Origin of the sequence: Cellulomonas composti, from assembly GCF_007990245.1 — a bacterium.
In the GTDB taxonomy this organism is placed as follows: Bacteria; Actinomycetota; Actinomycetes; order Actinomycetales; family Cellulomonadaceae; genus Cellulomonas; species Cellulomonas composti.
Map to the genome: position 1 here is coordinate 116,310 of NZ_BJWG01000003.1, position 17,299 is coordinate 133,608.

Annotated in this window: 11 protein-coding genes; 3 read left to right on the plus strand and 8 right to left on the minus strand. The window is 74.9% G+C overall.

The features are described from left to right. Positions 1-45: 45 nt before the first annotated feature. From CCO02nite_RS04740 to CCO02nite_RS04750, 3 genes are read right to left on the minus strand one after another with little or no spacing between them, the layout of a single operon-like run. Positions 46-849 (minus strand): MBL fold metallo-hydrolase, encoded by an 804-nt coding sequence (locus CCO02nite_RS04740; protein ID WP_146841902.1) that lies wholly within the window; start codon positions 847-849, stop codon positions 46-48. After that, a complete protein-coding gene (locus CCO02nite_RS04745; protein ID WP_146841903.1) occupies positions 846-2,957 on the minus strand; it encodes an alkaline phosphatase family protein in 2,112 nt (703 codons plus the stop codon). The genes CCO02nite_RS04740 and CCO02nite_RS04745 overlap by 4 nt, the downstream gene beginning before the upstream one ends. Beyond that, the gene (locus CCO02nite_RS04750) at positions 2,954-3,196 is read right to left on the minus strand and encodes a DUF3046 domain-containing protein (protein WP_146841904.1); all 243 of its coding nucleotides are present in this window, start codon (positions 3,194-3,196) and stop codon (positions 2,954-2,956) included. Before CCO02nite_RS04750 ends, CCO02nite_RS04745 begins: the two co-directional genes overlap by 4 nt. A 57-nt stretch (positions 3,197-3,253) precedes the next feature. On the opposite strand from CCO02nite_RS04750, the gene CCO02nite_RS04755 reads away from it, so the two are divergent. Both CCO02nite_RS04755 and CCO02nite_RS04760 read left to right on the plus strand, forming a co-directional pair. Further along, positions 3,254-8,302: an Lhr family ATP-dependent helicase gene (locus CCO02nite_RS04755; protein WP_146841905.1), complete on the plus strand. Its 5,049-nt coding sequence runs from the start codon at positions 3,254-3,256 to the stop codon at positions 8,300-8,302. Between the two features lie 123 nt (positions 8,303-8,425). After that, entirely contained in the window at positions 8,426-9,184 is a 759-nt protein-coding gene (locus tag CCO02nite_RS04760; RefSeq protein WP_146841906.1) for an Fpg/Nei family DNA glycosylase, read from the plus strand. A gap of 85 nt (positions 9,185-9,269) precedes the next feature. Here CCO02nite_RS04760 and CCO02nite_RS04765 read toward each other — a convergent pair whose 3' ends face one another. From CCO02nite_RS04765 to pgsA, 3 genes are all read right to left on the minus strand, one after another. Next, entirely contained in the window at positions 9,270-9,608 is a 339-nt protein-coding gene (locus tag CCO02nite_RS04765) for a helix-turn-helix domain-containing protein (protein WP_186812577.1), read from the minus strand. Between the two features lie 215 nt (positions 9,609-9,823). Beyond that, a complete protein-coding gene (locus CCO02nite_RS04770) occupies positions 9,824-10,303 on the minus strand; it encodes a CinA family protein (RefSeq protein WP_146841908.1) in 480 nt (159 codons plus the stop codon). A gap of 3 nt (positions 10,304-10,306) precedes the next feature. Continuing rightward, positions 10,307-10,894 (minus strand): CDP-diacylglycerol--glycerol-3-phosphate 3-phosphatidyltransferase, encoded by a 588-nt coding sequence (gene pgsA / locus CCO02nite_RS04775; protein ID WP_146841909.1) that lies wholly within the window; start codon positions 10,892-10,894, stop codon positions 10,307-10,309. Positions 10,895-10,950: 56 nt separating this feature from the next. On the opposite strand from pgsA, the gene CCO02nite_RS04780 reads away from it, so the two are divergent. Beyond that, positions 10,951-12,267 carry a CapA family protein gene (locus CCO02nite_RS04780; RefSeq protein ID WP_146841910.1) on the plus strand — a complete coding sequence of 439 codons (1,317 nt, stop codon included), beginning with the start codon at positions 10,951-10,953 and terminating at the stop codon, positions 12,265-12,267. A 42-nt stretch (positions 12,268-12,309) separates the two neighbouring features. Here CCO02nite_RS04780 and CCO02nite_RS04785 read toward each other — a convergent pair whose 3' ends face one another. After that, positions 12,310-14,559: an EAL domain-containing protein gene (locus CCO02nite_RS04785; protein WP_146841911.1), complete on the minus strand. Its 2,250-nt coding sequence runs from the start codon at positions 14,557-14,559 to the stop codon at positions 12,310-12,312. Further along, positions 14,556-17,234: an FtsK/SpoIIIE family DNA translocase gene (locus tag CCO02nite_RS04790; RefSeq protein WP_146841912.1), complete on the minus strand. Its 2,679-nt coding sequence runs from the start codon at positions 17,232-17,234 to the stop codon at positions 14,556-14,558. The genes CCO02nite_RS04785 and CCO02nite_RS04790 overlap by 4 nt, the downstream gene beginning before the upstream one ends. Between the last annotated feature and the right edge of the window lie 65 nt (positions 17,235-17,299).

Genomic DNA, 17,299 nt, shown 5'->3' on the forward strand with positions numbered 1-17,299 from the left:
AACACGCCGTCGGCGCGTCGCGCCGCATACAACAGACGCCGGCGGTCAGTGCGCCGCGGGCCCGTCGAGCGCCACCGCGTCCCCGGGCTCCAGCACGTGGACCCGGCACTGCGGGGTGTGCCGGGACGCTGCGACCGCGAACGCCGGCCCCGCCCGGTCCATCCACCCCGGGGGCAGGCCCCGGCTCACGGGTGCGTGCAGCGTGCCCCAGTGCACCGGTACGGCGTGCGCGGCGCCGACCGTCGCGACCACGCGCGCAGCCTGGACCGGGTCCATGTGCCCGCCGGACAGCCGCGGCCCCCAACCGCCCACGGGGACCAGTGCGAGGTCGATCGGACCGTCGGCGAGCGCGGGCAGGTCCGCCATCGCCGGATAGGGCTCGGTGTCCCCCGCGAACCACACGCGCCACCCCGGCGCGACGACGAGGAACCCGACGGCCGCGTTCGGCCGGTGCGGCATCGGCCGGTCGCCGTGCACGGCCGCCACCGTGCGCACCCGCACCTGCGTGCCCGGCACGGTCCACCAGTGCTCGGCGGCAAGCCCGATGCCCAGCAGGTCGTGGCGACGCAACCAGGTCGCGTTGGCCGGGGCCGTGAGGATGGGCACGCCCGGCAGGAGGTCCAGCGAGCCCACCTCGGCGTGGTCGTGGTGCAGGTGCGAGACCAGCACGGCGTCGGCGGCGTCCCACGCGGTGCCGGCCGGCGCTCCGCCGCGCCTGCGCAGCAGGCCGGCATGACGGCGCAGCAGCGGGTCCGTGAGGATCCGGACCCGGCGACCGCCGGCCTCCTGCAGGTCGAGCACCACGCTCGCGTGCCCGAGCCAACGGACCGTGAGCGTGACCCCGGTCACGGCCGCAGCCCGGCCGCGGCCGCCCACCTGACGAGCTGGTGGTGCACGGCCTCGGCGCCGACGAGCAGGTCACGATCCCCGACGGGCGTGCGCAGGTCCTCGTCGACCGCCCACTCCTGCGGATGCAGCAGCAGCGCGAGGTTCTGCGCGCCACCGATGCCACCGTGCGACCCGACCTGGCCCTCGAACGCGTGGATACGGCCGAGCTCGGAAACCGTCGAGATCAGCAGCAGGTCACCCGTGTGCGGCAGCCGGCCGGCGCGTGCGAGGTCCATGCGCCCGCGCGGGCCGTACGGCACGAGCGGGTCCTCGCCGTCGACCGTGTCCTCGGGCGAGACACCCTCCGGCGGCTCGAGCAGCACGACACCCGAACGCCCGACGGCGACCAGACCTCGCTCGCGCGTGTCGACGACGAGCACGCCGACACCCGGCTGCGCGAGCAGACCGGTCACGAGGCGCGGCCAGCGCTCCTGCAGGTCCTCGAGCACGAGGCGCTGCGGCGAGCGCGGGAACCAGACCAGCCCGAGGTTGCCCGAGCCCACGGTCACGACGTCGGGCAGCTCGCCCGCCGCGCTCTCGTCGGATCCCTGCCGTCCCCCGCGGTTCCCGTCAGGACCGAGCACGGGTCCGCGCTGAGAGCCGACGACGCTGGTCAGGAGCGTGTTGAGCGGCCCCCAGTCCTCACCGTCGCTGCTCGAGACACCACTGGCCTGCGGCTCCTGGTCCGCGATCAGCGCGCGGACCGTGTCGAGCAGGCTGACGCCCGTGAGCTGCTCGTACGTGGACCCGAGCGCCTGCCCGTGGTCCGACAGCACGACGATCCGGTACTCGCGCGGGGCCGCCGCGACCACCTCCGTGAGCGTGCGCAGCACCCGGTCGAGACCCTCGAGCGCCCGCAGCGACTCGGGCCGCGTGGGTCCGGCGTGGTGCGCGATCTCGTCGTAGTCGACGAGGTCGACGTAGATCGTCGGGTCTCCGCGCAGCAGCGCCTCGGCGACGAGCGAGGTCGCCAGGTCACGCTGCAGCACGTTCGTCACGCCGCGCAGCACGACGTACCAGCCGCCGCGCGAGACCCGCGGCAGCACGTTGCGCACGCGCTGGCGCCGGGCCTGGTACAGCTCCTTGAGCATCTCGCCGAACGTGAGCGCCACCGCGCGCGTCAGCACGAACGGGCTCGCGAAGAACCGGACGAACGCGGGCCCGGGGCCGAGCCCACCGCCCTGCCCGTCCGGGCCGCGCGTGCGCGTGCGGCTCATCACCAGGAATGCGCCGGCCGCGTCACCCGTGAACATCGTCGAGACGGCGGTGCCGCCGCCGGCGAGCAGGCCCTTGCCGTTGCTGAGCCGGTCCTCGACCAGCGCCGCGTCCGCGGGATGGTTCGTCACGACGAGCCGGCGCAGGTCGCGGTCCCACCAGCGGAACGCGGGGATCTGGCCGGAGTCGCCGTGCAGCAGGCCGGCCTGGCTCGCCGGTGTGGTCGACGGCACGCGCGCCCACCACGTCTCCAGGCGGTGCGAGCCGTCCTCGAGCCAGCGCTGCATGGTCGGGGCGAGCCCCGCCTCGATCGCCTCGCGCAGGACGGGTTCGGCGACCCCGTCGAGCTGCACGACGAGCATGCCCGGCGACCCGTCGCCCGCGCCGCCCGCCGCCTCGCCACCGGCACGCGCCCGGCGTCGGGCCTTGCGACGGGCCCGGCGCAGCAGGTCCGCGACGACGTAGTCGGAGTCGTTGGCGCCCCACACCCAGCGCCCGGCCGCCATCACGATCCCCGCGATGACGAGCACCCCGAACGCGGCCCAGCCCGAGGCGACCGTGATCCCCGGGACCACCTCGAGCGCGACCCACGTGATCGCGACCTGCACGGCGAGGCCGAAGGTGAGCGCCCCGACCGCGCCCGCGACGCGTGCGAGCGCGCGCATCGGCGCACGCAGCAGCAGGTCGCCGACGAACACGAGCAGCGCGACGACGAGCACGCCGCCGACGTCCGTGGTGCTGACGCCGGGCAGGATCGCGATCGCGACGCCGACGCCGACCGCGGTGGTGACCAGGCTGATCGCGGCGTCCGCGACGTCTCCCCCGGCCGGTAGCCAGGTGAGCCGGTCGCTCATCGGCGGGCCGCCCGCGGCTCGGCGGGCCGACGTTCGTCGGCTCCCCAGCGCCGCTCGGCGGGCACCTCGAGCTCGTCGCACAGCGCGTGCCAGACCGCACGCGGCTCCACACCGTCGTCCAGCGCGGCCTGCGCGGTCCGGTTGTCGAGCCCGCCCACGACGAGCGTCGCGACGATCTCGCGTCCCGCGGCGCTACCCAGCACCTCGTCGACCAGCTCCCAGAGCTCGCTGTACCTCACGGGGCACAGCCTGACACGACGCGCGGGCGTGTCGGTGCCGACCGCCACAATGGGCGGGTGCCCCTGTCCCGTTTCTCCGCCCCCACGCAGTCGTGGTTCGCGGGCGCGTTCGTCGGGCCCACCGCGGCGCAGTCGGGCGCATGGGAGGCGGTCGCGGACGGCCGGCACGCGCTCGTCGTCGCGCCGACCGGCTCGGGCAAGACGCTCGCGGCGTTCCTGTGGGCGCTCGACGGCCTCCTGACGCAGCCTGCGCCCGACGAACCGGCCCGCCGCTGCCGAGTCGTGTACGTCTCGCCGCTCAAGGCGCTCGCGACCGACGTCGAGCGCAACCTGCGCTCACCGCTGGTCGGGATCCGGCAGGCGGCCACGCGGCTCGGGCAGCCGGTGCACGACGTGACGGTCGGGCTGCGCACCGGGGACACACCGCCCTCGGAGCGCCGCTCGTTCGCGACGCGGCCGCCCGACATCCTCGTCACGACGCCCGAGTCGCTGTACCTCGTCCTGACCTCGGGCGCGCGGGCGGGCCTGGCGGGTGTGCACACCGTGATCCTCGACGAGATCCACGCGGTGGCCGGCAGCAAGCGCGGCGCGCACCTGGCCCTCTCGCTGGAGCGGCTCGACGCGCTGCTGGACGTCCCGGGTGGCCCGGGTCCCGCGCAGCGGGTCGGCCTGTCCGCGACGGTGCGACCCGTCGACGTCGTCGCGTCGTACCTCGGCGGCGCCCGCACGCCCGCCGACGGCGGCCGCGAGGTCGTCGTCGTGCAGCCGCCCGCGGACAAGCGCATCGAGATCGAGGTCGTCGTCCCGGTGCCCGACCTGAGCGACCTGCGCAGCGCGCCTCCGCCTGCTGTCTCCGGCCCCGACGTACCTGCGTCCGACGAGCGGGCACCGCACGAGCGGGCACCGCACGAGCACGCGCGCGACGAGGTCGCGGACGACGTCGACCTGAGCGGGCCGGCGAGCGCACCGCTCGAGCGCGCGTCGGTGTGGCCCCACGTCGAGGAGCGCGTCGTCGACCTCGTCGCCGCCCACCGCTCGACGCTGGTGTTCACCAACTCGCGGCGCGGTGCCGAACGCCTCACGTCGCGCATCAACGAGGTCTGGGCGGGCCGCCAGGGCCTCGCGGTGCCCGACGTCGGCGCGCTGCAGCCCGCGGCCGTGCCCGGGCAGTCCGGCACCGGCGCCGGGATCGACACCCGGGACGCCGCGACCGTCCTGGCGCGCGCGCACCACGGCTCGATGAGCCGCGCCGAGCGCACCCGCACCGAGTCGGAGCTCAAGGCCGGCCGGCTGCCGGCAGTCGTCGCGACGAGCTCGCTCGAGCTCGGCATCGACATGGGCGCGGTCGACCTCGTCGTGCAGGTCGGCGCGCCGCCGTCGGTCGCGAGCGGTCTGCAGCGGATCGGCCGGGCCGGCCACCAGGTCGGCGCGGTCTCGCGCGGCGTGGTGTTCCCGACGTTCCGCGGGCAGCTCGTGCCCGCGGCGGTCACCGCTCGGCGGATGCGCGAGGGCGAGCTCGAGTCGCTCGCCGTCCCGGCGAACCCGCTCGACGTGCTGGCCCAGCAGATCGTCGCGATGGTCGCGGTCGAGGACTGGGCGCTCGAGGACCTCGCGGTCGTCGTGCGTCGTGCGGCGCCGTTCATGCGTCTCGGCGACGGAACGCTGCGCGCGGTGCTCGACATGCTCGCGGGCCGCTACCCGAGCGAGGACTTCGCCGAGCTGCGCCCGCGGCTCGTGTGGGACCGGCTCACCGACGTGCTGCACGCCCGCCCGGGCGCGCTGCGGCTCGCGGTCACCAGCGGCGGCACGATCCCCGATCGCGGGCTGTACGGCGTGTTCCTCGCGTCGGGCGCGGGCACCGGCGGCGTCCCCGTCGACCCGGAGGTCTCAGGCGGCCGGGTGCGCGGCGGCAAGCGCGTCGGCGAGCTCGACGAGGAGATGGTCTACGAGTCGCGTGCGGGTGACACGTTCACGCTGGGCTCGAGCACGTGGCGGATCGAGGAGATCACGCCGGACCGCGTGCTCGTCTCGCCCGCACCCGGGGTCCCCGGTCGCCTGCCGTTCTGGAAGGGCGACGCACCGGGCCGGCCCGCCGAGCTGGGCCGCGCGATGGGTGCGTGGGTGCGCGAGCTCGGTGAGCTGCCCGACGACGAGGCGCGCGCCCGCGTCCGCGCGGAGGGGCTCGACGAGTTCGCGACGGACAACCTGTTGGCGTACCTGGCCGATCAGCGTGCCGCGACGGGCGAGCTCGCGACCGACACGACGATCCTCGTCGAGCGGTTCCGCGACGAGCTCGGCGACTGGCGCGTCGTCGTGCACTCGCCGTACGGCGCGCGGGTGCACGCGCCGTGGGCCGTGATCCTGTCGGCCCGGCTGCGCGAGCGGTACGGCGTCGACGCGCACGCGATGCACTCGGACGACGGGATCGTGCTCCGGCTGCCCGACGGCGCGAGCGGCGAACCCGTCGGGTGGGCCGACGCCGGGACGGACCGCAGCGTGGACCCGTGGGCGGACTCGTCGGACGGGTGGTCGGGCGACGCCGCGCGCCTCGACCTGGCCGACCTCGTCGTCGAACCCGAGTCCGTGCTCGCGCACGTGCGCGACGAGCTCGGCTCGTCGGCTCTGTTCGCCGCGCGGTTCCGCGAGGCCGCCAGCCGCGCGCTGCTGCTCCCGCGGCGCCGACCCGACCGCCGCCAGCCCCTGTGGCAGCAGCGCCAGCGCGCGGCACAGCTGCTCGAGGTGGCCGCGGGCTTCCCGGAGTTCCCGATCCTGCTCGAGGCGGTCCGCGAGTGCCTGCAGGACGACTTCGACACCGCCGCGCTCGAGACTCTCATGCGCGACATCGCGTCGGGCCGCGTGCGCATCGTCGAGGTGACCACACCGCAGCCGTCGCCGTTCGCGCAGTCGCTGCTGCTCGGCTACACCGCGCAGTTCCTGTACGAAGGGGACGCCCCGCTCGCCGAGCGGCGTGCCGCTGCCCTCACGCTCGACCCGACGCTGCTGGCCGAGCTGCTCGGCTCGGGCGGCGAGTCCCAGCTCGCCGACTTGCTCGACCCGCAGTCCGTCCTGACGACCGAGGCGGAGCTTGCCGGCCTCGCGCCCGAGCGTCAGGCGGCGACCCTCGAACAGCTCGCCGACGTGCTGCGCCGGCACGGGCCGCTGCCCGCACCCGAGCTGACGGCGCGCACGCGGCTCGAGGTGCGCGACGACGTGCCCGCCTGGCTCGACGAGCTCGAGCGCTCGCGGCGCGCGATCCGCATCCGCGTCGCCGGGGTCCCGGCCGACGAGGCGTGGCAGTGGGCCGCGATCGAGGATGCCGGCCGCCTGCGCGACGCGCTCGGCGTGGCGCTGCCCGTCGGCGTACCCGAGGTGTTCACCGAGGTGCTGCCCGATCCGGTGGGCGACCTCGTGCGGCGGTACGCCCGCACGCACGGGCCGTTCACGGCGGCGGCCCTGGCCGCGCGTTACGGCTGGGGGGTCGCCGTCGCGACGCATGCGCTCGCTCGTCTGCAGGCGGCGGGCACGCTGGTCAGCGGCCGGTTGCGGCCCGCCGAGCTGGGCGGGACGGGCGACGAGCTGTGCGACGCCGACGTGCTGCGCCTGCTGCGTCGTCGGTCGCTCGCGGTCCTCGCGGCGCAGGTCGAACCCGTCGAGCCGGCCGCGCTCGGGGTGTTCCTGCCGGCGTGGCAGTCGGTCGTCCCGACGCGGGGCGCCGTCCGCGGCGCCGGCGGGCTGCGCGGGGTCGACGGCGTCGCCCGGGTCGTCGAGCAGCTTGCCGGCGTGGCGCTGCCCGCCTCGGCGATCGAGACGCACGTCCTCCCGGCCCGCGTCGTCGACTACCACCCGTCGATGCTCGACGAGCTCACGGCGGCCGGTGAGGTGGTCTGGGCCGGGCACGCCGCGCTCGCGGGCCACGACGGCATGGTGTCGCTGCACCCGGCGACCGTCGCAGACCTCACGCTGCCGCTGCTGCCCCCACCCGCCCCCGGCGATCCCGCGGGCACCCCGGTGCACCTGGCCGTCCTGGCCGCGCTCGAGGGCGGAGCCTGGTTCGTCGGTCCGCTCACGGACCGCGTACGTGAGCTGTGTGCCGACGAGCATTCCGAGCCCGTCTCGGCCGCGGCGGTCGCCGAGGCGGTGTGGGACCTCGTCTGGGCGGGGCAGGTCACCAACGACGGGCTGGCCCCGCTGCGTGCCTGGTTGGGCACCGGCACGACGGCGCACCGCACACGCACCCCGGCACCGCGCGGACGCCCGATCCGGCCGCGGCTCGGGCTGCGGGTGGGCGTGCCCATGCGGCCCGATGCGCAGCAGCCGACGTCCCGAGGCGCGACCTCCGGCCGATGGTCGCTGCTGCCGACACGCGAGCCCGATCCGACACTGCGTGCCCATGCACTCGCCGCGCAACTCCTCGACCGGCACGGCGTGCTCACCCGCGCCGTCGCCCCCGCGGAGGGCGTCGGCGCACGGTTCGCCGACGTGTACCGCGTCCTGTCGGCGCTCGAGCACGGCGGTCAGGTCCGGCGCGGCTACTTCGTGGAGGGCCTCGGCGGGTCGCAGTTCGCGCTGCCGGGAGCCGTCGACCGACTGCGCGCGGACGCCCAGATCGTGCAGGCCGCCTCGACCCGTGACGCCGACCGTGACCTTCTCGGCGGGGGCGCTCGCCGAGCTGCACCGGCCGAGCCGATCGTGACGGTGCTCGCCGCCACCGACCCCGCCCAGCCGTACGGCGCGGCGGTGCCGTGGCCCGGCACGGGGACCGGCGCAGGGGCCGGCGCAGGGGCCGGCGCCGGCGACCCGACCGGGCACCGCCCCGGGCGCAAGGCCGGCGCACTCGTCGTGCTCGTCGACGGGGCGCTCGCGCTCTACCTCGAACGCGGCGGCCGGACGGTCCTCACGTTCGTCGCCGCACCCGATGCGCTCGCCGCGGCCGCGGGCGGGCTCGCCCAGGCCAGCCGCACCCGCGGCGGCGGACGACTCACGATCACCCGCATCGACGGCGCGCACGTGCTGGCCGACGGCGCCGCGCACGGCCCGGCCGGGCGCGCGCTGGTCGAGGCGGGCTTCGCGACCACGCCGCGCGGCCTGCGGTTGCCCGGCTCATGACCACGGCACGTCCCACCGAACGTCGCACGGCACGTCGCACGGCGGGTCCCACGGTGGAGTCGACGGCGCACCCCCCGGTGGAGTCGACGGTGGAGTCGACGGTCGATCCGAGAGTGGGTCACGGTGCCTGAGGGCGACGTCCTGCGGCGGACGGCGAGCCGTCTCGACCAGGCGCTCGCGGGTCGGCGGCTGGTGCGCGCCGAGCTGCGCTGGCCCTCGGCCGGCGGCGTCGCGCTCGTGGGTCGCACGGTGCTCGGCACGCGCGCGTACGGCAAGCACCTGCTGACCCGGTTCGACGACGGTCGCACGCTGCACACGCACCTGCGGATGGACGGACAGTGGCGGCTCGCGCGGACCGGGTCGCCCGCCGCGGCGGCCCGGTCGCCGCAGGTGCGCGCCGTGCTCGCGGACGAGCGCTGGACCGCCGTGGGCGACCTGCTCGGGATGCTCGACGTGGTGGCGACGCGTGAGGAGCACGGGCTCATCGCCCACCTGGGCCCGGACGTCCTGGCCGACGAGCTCGACCTGACGGAGATCGGGCGCCGGTGGGAGGCCGCCGGGTCGACACCCGCGGCAGAGGTCCTGCTCGACCAGCGGGTCGCCGCCGGCATCGGGACCATCTACACGGCCGAGTCGTGCTTCGCGCTACGCCTGTGGCCGTGGACGCCGGCGGACGAGGTGAGCGACCCGGCGGGGCTGTACCGCGCCGCGCGGGCGCTCATGCAGCGGGCGGTCGAGTCCGGGCTGCCGCCGGGTCGGGTGCACGGCCGGCTGCGCCGGCCCTGCCCGCGCTGCGGGACGCCGGTGGCCGTCGCTCCGGCTCGTCGGCCGCCGATGGAGCGACCGGTGTTCTACTGCCCGACCTGCCAGCGCCCTGCCTGAGCGCGCACGAGAAAGGCCGCGTGACGCCCCGACGTATCGGGCGTTCACGCGACCTTGGTCGTCGCCGACGGCTGCGGGGCTGGCCTCAGCCCACCGGCGCGAGGTCGGCCTGCGTGCGCGACCACCCGCTGGGCGGGTAGCTGACGGAGGCGGCGAGCTCGGCGGGCACCGTGTCGGGGACCAGCAGGCCCTCGGCGACGGCGACGCGGTCGCTCACCTCACGCAGGACGACGGACATGGGTACGTCCAGGGCGTCGCAGATGCTGCTCAGCAGCTCCGAGGACGCCTCCTTCTGGCCGCGCTCGACCTCGCTGAGGTACCCCAGCGAGACCCGTGCAGCCGACGAGACCTCACGCAGGGTGCGGCCCTGGCGCTGACGCGCGTCACGCAGCACGTCGCCGATCTCACGTCGCAGGACGATCATCCGGGCTCCCCCTCTCGCCTCGTCGTTCCGACCGGGGTGCTCACCCGGGCGGAGTGCGTCGTTGGTCCGCACACGTTCACCGTACCTTGCGCCGCCGACACGCGACGGAGTCCGGCGCACGGGCGGACGTGTCCTGGCTGCTCCGGTGGTGGGACTGGTCATCACGCCCGGTGCAACGACGACACCCCCCGCGGTGTTCCCGCCGCAGCCGCGGGTCACCCGCGCAGCGCAGCGAGCACGAGCGCGAGCGCGGCGTCGACCGCGCCGGCGCGGACGCGCACACGGTCGCCTGCGAGGTGCACCGAGAGCACGCGCCCGCCCATCGGCGTGACGACGGCGACGTGCACCGTGCCGGGCGGGTGCCCGTCCTGCGGGTCGGGTCCGGCGACGCCGGTCGTCGCGATCCCGACGTCGGCGCCGAGCCGGCCGCGGGCGCCGTGCGCCATCGCGAGCGCGACGTCCGGGTCGACCGGACCGCGCTCCGCGAGCAGCGACTCGGGCACGTCCAGCAGCACGTGCTTGAGGGGCGTCGCGTACGCGACGATCCCGCCGAGCACCACGGCGGAAGCCCCGGGGACGTCGACGAGCCGCGCACACAGCAGACCGCCGGTCAGCGACTCCGCGGTCGCCGCCGTCCAGCGCCGCTCGGCGAGCGCGCCGAGCACGCGGCGGGCCGCAGGCTCGTCGTCGGGCACCGGTCAGACCCCGGGCGGGACGACCGCGGTCCGACGGATGCGCGCGGCGACGCGCACGTAGTCGACGCCCGTCACCACGGTCACGACGACCGCCGCACCCATGACCACTGCCGCGGCGACCTCGACGAGGCCGGGAAGCGAGTCCAGCGGCAGCAGGTAGAGCCCGATCGCGACCGACTGCAGGACGGTCTTGAGCTTGCCACCGCGCGAGGCGGGCAGCACGACGTACCGCAGCAGGAAGAACCGCATCACCGTGATGCCGAGCTCGCGCACGAGGATGACCACCGTCACCCACCAGGGCAGGTCGCCGAGCGCGGACAGCAGGACGAGCGCCGTGCCGATCAGGAGCTTGTCCGCGATCGGGTCGAGCAGCTTGCCCAGGTCGGTGACCTGACCCCTGGTCCGGGCGTACCAGCCGTCGAGCCGGTCGGTGACAGCCGCGACGACGAACAGCGCCGTCGCCACGAGACGCCACTGCGGGTCGTGGCCGCCCTCGGCGAGCAGGGCCCAGGCGAAGAACGGGACGAGCGCGATCCGCGCGAAGGTGAGGGCGTTGGCCAGGTTCCAGACGGGGGCCGGCGCGGTGCTCACCCGCTCAGCCTAGACGGCGGTGCAGGTGGCTCCGGCCAGCAGTTAGGGTCACGCCTGTGACCCAGCACGCTCGCGCCCATCGCCGTTCGCCGCTGCTGGTCACCCTCGCGACGGTCCTGGTGACCGTGCTGAGCGTCGGAGCCGTGGTGCTCGCGCTGCGCCCGTGGGCCGACTCGTCCGTCGAGCAGGGCAGCGCCCCACCGGCGGCGTCGCAGGAGCCGACCGCCTCCCCCACGCCGTCACCGACGCCCTCGCCGACCCCCGACCCGGACGCCGAGTTCACGATCACCGCGGCGGGTGACGTCCTCCCTCACCTGCCCGTGCTCGAGTCGGCGCGCACGGACGACGGCTCGTATGACTTCGGACCGCTCCTGGCGCCGCTCGACCCGTGGGTCTCGACCGCGGACCTCGCGATCTGCCACCTCGAGGTGCCGGTCGCCCCACCCGGGACCAAGCCCTCGGGCTACCCCGTGTTCGGCGCTCCGGCTCAGATCGCGCAGGGGCTCAAGGACCAGGGCTGGGACGGCTGCTCGACCGCGTCGAACCACTCCGTCGACCGAGGCTTCGCGGGCGTCACGGCGACGCTCGACGCGCTGGACGCCGTGGGCCTCGGGCACGTGGGGACGGCGCGGACCGCGCAGGAGGCCGCCCAACCGCAGCTCTACACGCTCGAACGGGCGGGTCAGACGCTCACGGTCGCCCACATCGCCGCGACGTACGGCACCAACGGCATGCCGGTCGACTCCGACAAGCCGTGGTCGGTGACGCGCATCGACGTACCCGCGATGGTCGAGGAGGCCCGCGCTGCGCGGGCCGCGGGGGCGAACCTCGTCATCGCGAGCGTGCACTGCTGCGTCGAGTACCAGACCGCGCCGACCGCCGAGCAGGAGCAGATCGCCCAGGAGATCGCCGACTCGGGTCAGTTCGACCTCTACATCGGTCACCACGCGCACGTACCGCAGCCGGTCGTCCAGCTGTCGGGCGGACCCGGCGGCAACGGCATGTGGGTCGCCTACGGGCTCGGCAACTTCCTGTCCAACCAGGACGGCAACTGCTGCACGAACAAGACCGACTCCGGGATCCTGCTCACCGCGCACGTACGAAGTCCGGGCGGCTTCGACGCCGAGGGCAGAGCCGCCGGGCCGGCGGCCGTCGTCGGCGTCGAGTGGACCCCGATCACGGTGGACCGGCTCAGCGGTCACCAGGTGCATGCGCTGCCGGACATCCCGGGCGGCACCGCCACGCTCTCGGCGCAGGAGGTCGCGGCCCGTACCGCTCGCGTCGCCGAGGCGGCAGGCACCGCGGCCCCCGAGCGCACCGAACCGGTCGTCTCGACGGGTCCGCCGCCGACGGTGGTCCGCCGCACGGACTGACCTCGAACGCCCGGCGCGGTCCGCGCGACCGCCTCGGGCCGGCTACTGAGCCGCGCCGGTCTCGGTGGGCACGATCGACTCCGCCGGCTGCGCGCCGCCGTACAGCCAGCCCTGCCCGTACCGCCAGCCGTTGCGGTACAGGTAGTCGGCCTGTTCGCTGTGCTCGATGCCTTCGGCGATCGTCACCATCGCGAGCTCGCGCGCCAGCGCTCCGAGTGCGCGCACCACCTTCCCCGCGGTGGGGTCGTCGGGGATACCGGACGTGAACGACATGTCGAGCTTGACGCCCGCGACGGGCAGCTCGCGCAGGTAGGACAACGGCGAGACGCCGGTGCCGAAGTCGTCGAGCAGGATCGGCACGCCCGCGGCGGACAGCTGCGTGAGCTCGTGCCGGATGCGGGTGCCCGATGCGACGAGCGAGGACTCGGTGAGCTCCACGACGATCCGGCCGGCCATCAGCCGGTGCCGGGAGATCTCCGCGAGCAGCGTCGTCGCGAACTCGCCGTCCCCGAGCTGGTCGGCCGACACGTTCACCGAGACCCAGGTCGAGCGGTCGGGCGAGGTCGCGACGAACTCCGCGACGCGCGACGCGACGTACTGACCCAGCGGCACGGCCATACCCGCCTCCTGCGCGAGCGGCAGGAACGCCGCAGGCAGCAGCAGCCCACGGTACGGGTGCTGCCAGCGCACGAGCGCCTCGTAGCCGACGACTCGGCCGTCGGCGAGGTCGACGATCGGCTGGTAGTGCACGACGAGCTCGCCCGCCTCGAGCGCGGCCGAGAGCTCGCGCAGCAGGTCGTGACCCGACGAGCGGCTCATCGTCTGGTCGTAGACCTCGGTCCGCCCGCGGCCGGCTCCCTTGGCCTTGTACAGGGCGGCGTCGGCCGCCGCGAGCAGCACCGGCGCACCACCCGCCACGGTGTCCGGGTCGGCGAGCGCGATACCGATGCTCGCGGCCACGGGGAGCCGACGACGCGCGACGCGCACCGGTTCGGCCAGCCCCGCGTGGATCGCGGCCGCCACCTCGAACACCGCCTTGGGCCCGTCGACGTCCTGCACCACGACGACGAACTCGTCGCCACCGAGCCGCGCGACCGTGCCCCGCCGGGCGGTCGCGGCGCGCAGCACGCCCGCGACGTGCACCAGCACCTCGTCACCTGCCGGGTGTCCGTAGCGGTCGTTGATCTCCTTGAACCCGTCGAGGTCGCACGCGAGCACCGCGACCCGGTCGACGACGCCCGGCTGCTCGAGCACGGACTGCAGCACCTCCTGCAGCAGCGTCCGGTTCGCGAGGCCGGTCAGCGGGTCGTGCATCGCGCGGTGCGTGAGCATCTCGGCCTGCAGGCGGGACTCGGTCGAGTCGCGCACCTGCACGACGAAGTGGTCCGGCTCACCCGACGGCGTGCGCACGAGCGCCGCATCGAGCACGACCCACACGAGGTGGTCGTCGGCCCGTTGGTAGCGCTTCTCGAGCGAGAACCGGTGCTGCCCGCCGCCGAGCAGTCGGTCGACCTCGAGTCGTTCGCCCGCGCGCGACTCAGGGGGGCCGAGCGCCTCCATCGGGTAGCCGCGCAACGCTTCCGCCGAGGTCCCGAGCAGCTCCGCGAGCGCCGTGTTCGCCTCGACGATGTTCCAGTCGAGGTCGACGAGTGCCATGCCGATCGGCGCGTTCTCCATCGCGACGCGGAACTGGGTCTCGGATCGCGACAGCGCCGCCTCGACCTGACGGCTGCCGGTCACGTCGACGAGCGTCGTGAGCACCGCGGGCGCTTCGCCGTCACCCGCCGGGACGAGCTGGCTCGCGACCTGCACCATCCGCGCCTGCGGCGACGTGCCACCCGGCAGCGCGACGCCGACCAGCTCGGAGTCGACCGTGTACCCCGCGCGGCCCGCACCCGTGCGGTAACCGAGCACCGCGGAGGGGTTCATCGCCAGGCCCTGCTCGTTGACGAGCACCACGGGCAGGTCGGTGAGTCGGCGGCCGATGCTCGCATCGCCGTCGACGCCGAGGATCGTCGCCGCACGCTCCGAGATGTCGAGCAGCGTGCCGTCGAGCGAGACGACGAGCACGCCCTCCTTGGTCACCGACTGCAGCGCGTCGTACCGGTGCCGCAGCTCGCGCGAGAGCGCGAGCAGCTCGTTGGCCCGGTCCACCTCGCGGCGCTGCCGGCCCATCAGCACGAGCACCCAGACGAGCGACGAGATCGCGATGAACGAGATGACGACGGAGACTGCCCCGAGCCGCTCGTCGACGCCGAGGTAGCCGAACGCGCTCGTCGCGGCCGAGCTCACCTCGCCCCGCCGGACCAGTCCTCGGGGTCGTCGTCGAAGTAGTCGGTCGCCTCGGGCGGGCCGTCACCGTCGTCGTGCGGGACACCGCGCAGGAGCGCGAGCGTCGCGGGCAGGTCGTCGGGTGTCACGAGCACCTCGCGCGCCTTGGAACCCTCGGACGGGCCGACGATCTCGCGCGACTCGAGCAGGTCCATGAGCCGGCCGGCCTTGGCGAAACCGACCCGCAGCTTGCGCTGCAGCATCGACGTCGAGCCGAACTGCGAGGTCACGACGAGCTCGGCGGCCTGCAGCAGCAGGTCGAGGTCGTCGCCGATGTCCTCGTCCACCTGCTTCTTGGTCGTCGGCGCCGCGACGTCCTGGCGGTAGACGGGCTTGAGCTGCTTCTTGACGTGCTCGACGACCGCGTGGATCTCCGACTCGGCGACCCACGCCCCCTGCGTGCGCATCGGCTTGGCCGCGCCCATCGGCAGGAACAGGGCGTCGCCCTGGCCGATCAGCTTCTCGGCGCCCGGCTGGTCGAGAACCACGCGCGAGTCGGTCAGCGACGACGTCGCGAACGCGAGGCGCGAGGGCACGTTGGCCTTGATGAGGCCCGTGACCACGTCGACCGAGGGGCGCTGCGTCGCGAGCACGAGGTGGATCCCGGCCGCGCGCGCGAGCTGCGTGATCCGCTGGATCGAGGCCTCGACGTCGCGCGGCGCGACCATCATGAGGTCGGCGAGCTCGTCGACGATGACCAGCAGGTACGGGTACGTCGCGATCTTGCGCTCGGACCCCGGCAGCGGCTTGACCTTGCCGGCCCGCACCGCGGCGTTGAAGTCGTCGACGTGCTTGAACCCGAACATCGCGAGGTCGTCGTAGCGCGCCTCCATCTCCCGCACGACCCAGTCGAGCGCCTCGGCGGCCTTCTTGGGGTTGGTGATGATCGGCGTGATCAGGTGCGGGATGCCCTCGTAGATCGTCAGCTCGACGCGCTTGGGGTCGACGAGCACCATGCGCACCTCGTCGGGCGTGGAGCGCATGAGGATCGAGACGATCATCGAGTTCACGAAGCTCGACTTGCCCGCGCCGGTAGCCCCCGCGACGAGCAGGTGGGGCATCTTCGCGAGGTTGGCGACGACGTAGCCGCCCTCGACGTCCTTGCCGACGCCGATCACCATCGGGTGCTCGGAGCGTCGCGCGGCCGACGAGCGCAGCACGTCACCCAGCGAGACCGTCTCGCGGTCGGTGTTGGGGATCTCGATGCCGATCGCCGACTTGCCGGGGATGGGCGACAGGATGCGCACGTCCGCGGACGCGACCGCGTACGCGATGTTCTTGGACAGCGCCGTGACGCGCTCGACCTTGACCGCCTGGCCCAGCTCGACCTCGTAGCGCGTGACCGTCGGGCCGCGCGTGAAGCCCGTGACCTTGGCGTCGATCTCGAACTGCTCGAGCACGCTGGTCAGCGACTCGACGACGCGGTCGTTCGCCGCGGACCGCACCTTGTGCGGCGCGCCCTTGGCGAGCACGTCCTCGGCGGGCAGCGTGTAGAGCACGTCGCCCTCGAGCGTCGGCTGCTCGCCCTTGGGCACACCGCGCGGCGTGGGCACCGCGAGCGGGGGCGCGACGACGGCGGTCGCGTCGGTCGCGGACCGGCCCGCTCCCTCGGTCGCGATGGCCTCCGTGACGGGTTCGGGCTCCGCGTGCCGGTCGTGGACGCGCGTCTCGTCCTCGTCGTGCCCGGGCACGACGATCGCGGCGCGCTCGAACGCCTCGTCGGCCTCGTACTGGTCGAGCCGCTCGTCGTCGGGGGTGTCGGGGCCGTCGGCGCGGCGGCGGCGCAGCAGCGAGCGGCGGCGCGGGCGTGCCGGCTCCTCCTCGACCGCGGTGTGCCCGGCGTTGATGACCAGCGGCGCGTCGTCGTCCGGCGCATCCTCGTCGGTCGGCGCCTGGCGCGTGAGCCGGTGGTAGAGACCACGCAGCCGCGGCACCACCTGGTGCACGGGGGTCGCGGTCACGACGAGGATGCCGAAGAACCCGAGCAGCACCAGCAGGATGATCGCGACCGGCGCCGTCACCAGAGCCGCGAGCGGCGCACCGACGATGAAGCCGACGATCCCGCCGGCCCCCCGCAGCGCCTCCATGTCACCGGTGCCAGGGCTGCCCGCGGCGATCTCCAGGATCCCGCACACGGCCACGGCGATCGCGCCCAGCCCGATCGCGATCCGGCCGTTGGCCTGCGTACGTTCGGGATGACGCATGAGCCGCACGGCGGTCGCCACCAGCAGGAACGGGACGGCGACGCCGACGACGCCGAACGTGCCCGCCACGATGTTGTGGACGACGGACCCGGCAGTGCCCGACAGCGACCACCACTCGCGCGCGGCGACGACGACCGCGAGTCCGAGCAGCAGGAAGGCGAGACCGTCGCGGCGGTGCGCCGGGTCGAGGTCCCGTGCGCCGTGACCGACGCGGCGCGCGGCGCCGCCGACCAGGTGCGCGGCGCCCATCCACGTGCCGCGCACGATGCGGACCGGGAGAGCGGACTGCTTCGGAGCCGCAGGCGGGCGGCTCGAACCGCTGCCGCGGGCCGCGGGCGTGCGCGTCGTGCCACCCCGCGGTGCACGACCGGGGGCGCCTGCGCCGCCCGACGGCGCGCCGGATCGCGCGGACGTCGAGGTACGGGTCGCCATGGTCCTCACGGTAGCGGGGGGTCGGTCCGATCCCGGGCGCTCGTGGGCCGTGTCGCGGCGGTGAC